The organism is Soonwooa purpurea (genome assembly GCF_053891095.1).
Genome location: NZ_JBSSMA010000053.1, coordinates 1 through 1,705, shown reverse-complemented (window position 1 = coordinate 1,705; position 1,705 = coordinate 1). Strand labels below are relative to the sequence as shown.

Sequence of the window (1,705 nt, the reverse complement as noted above, 5' to 3'; positions counted from 1 at the left end):
TGTGCCTGTTGCACAACTAGAATAACGTAAAATTTCTTAACTTGTTATTATGCAAGGCAAAAAAGAATTTACACCCCAATTATTTTACGATTTAAGTTTGGATCGATTGGTACCTTTGGATAATTACTATCGAATAATACAGCGAGAATTATCATTTGATTTTCTTTATCAAGCGACCTCAAAATATTATGGAAAAGAAGGTCAAAAAAGTATTGATCCTGTGGTCTTTTTCAAGATATTATTGGTGGGGTATCTCAACAACATCAATAGCGATCGGGCATTGATTCGCTACTGTAGCAATTGTTTAGATGTACGTTTATTTTTAGGATATGATTTAAATGAAGATTTACCTTGGCACTCAACCATTAGCCGAACACGTCAATTATTAGGAGAAGAAGTTTTCTTAGAACTATTCCGTCAAGTGTTAAGTCTTTGCGTTAAAAAAGGGATGGTGCAAGGTCGTCGTCAAGCGGTTGATAGTGCATTTATCAAGGCCAATGCCAGCATGGATAGTTTGGTTGAAAAAGAAGTTTTAGAAGATGCTTCTGCATATGTCAACGAATTAGAAGAAAATAGTGAATATAAAGTCACTTCAACACGTAAAAAGTTAGTTGAACAACACCATAATTGGAAAAAAGAAGAATTTAAAGCGATGCCTGCCGCCCGAAAAAGTGTCCAAATCAATGAAGATGGCGAAGAAATTCGGCCAAAATTCTTAAGTAATCACACCCATTATAGTCCAACGGATCCGGATGCAAAAATCTCTACCAAACCAGGAAAACCGAGGCAATTAAATTATGCAGGTCAATTAGCCGTAGATGATAAACACCATGTCATAACGGGCGCCTGTGCCAGTACAGCAGGGAGCAAGGACAGTGCGATTTTTTCAGAAATCATGAATCAAACCTTGGCAAATTTTAAGGGTAATGAGATGCAAATCGATCAAGTATTAGCCGATGCAGGTTACAGTAGTGGCGATAGTTTGCAGTATTGCGAGGACAACAATATTGACGCTTGGATACCCAATTTTGGTCAATACAAACCCGAACGTGAAGGCTTTATTTACCTAGCAGAAAAAGACCAATATCAATGCATTCAAGAAGGAGGAAATGGAGCGATTTTACCATTTAAACGTATTTTAACCGATAGTAAAGGTTACCAAAAGAAAAGTTACCGAAGCAGTGAAAGGGATTGTAAAGATTGCCCCCTTCGAGCCCAATGCTGTGGTAAAGTGAGCAAGTTTAAGAAGTTAGATGACAGCATTCACAAGCCCTTGTACGATAAGATGCACGAGAAAATTACCAAGAATAGACGGTATTTTAAACAGATGGTCAAGAGACGAAGTGCAACGGTAGAACCAGTTTTAGGTACTTTAATCAACCATCACAATATGAAACGTATCAATAGCCGAGGAATGGCCCAAGCGAACAAACATGTTCTCTTAGCTGCTCTTTGCTATAACCTGAAGAAATACCTGAAATTTACGCCTAAAAAGTCCAAATTACTTGCCCAAATCTGTGCCTTACCAAAGGTAAAGTATGGCACTCTAAAAGCAGGTCATATTGGGCTTGAAGATTTGCTTTTTTCAACCACTTTATTTTTAATTATTTTGAATATACTCCAAAAATAAACCTCGCTTAAAAAGGCTTAAACGAGGTCATATATAATTTTATTTTGTTGAGTTTTGAGTTGTGCAACGGTTACC

Annotated in this window: 1 protein-coding gene; it reads left to right on the top strand. The window is 37.2% G+C overall.

Translation table 11 applies throughout. From position 1 onward, the window contains the following. The first annotated feature begins 49 nt into the window (after positions 1-49). Positions 50-1,630 (top strand): IS1182 family transposase, encoded by a 1,581-nt coding sequence (locus tag ACVFVN_RS14660; RefSeq protein WP_456235859.1) that lies wholly within the window; start codon positions 50-52, stop codon positions 1,628-1,630. Positions 1,631-1,705: the final 75 nt, after the last annotated feature.

Excerpts from the sequence above, each read along its gene's own strand:
- ACVFVN_RS14660 (WP_456235859.1), top strand. The coding sequence starts at position 50 with ATGCAAGGCAAAAAAGAATTTACACCCCAATTATTTTACGATTTAAGT.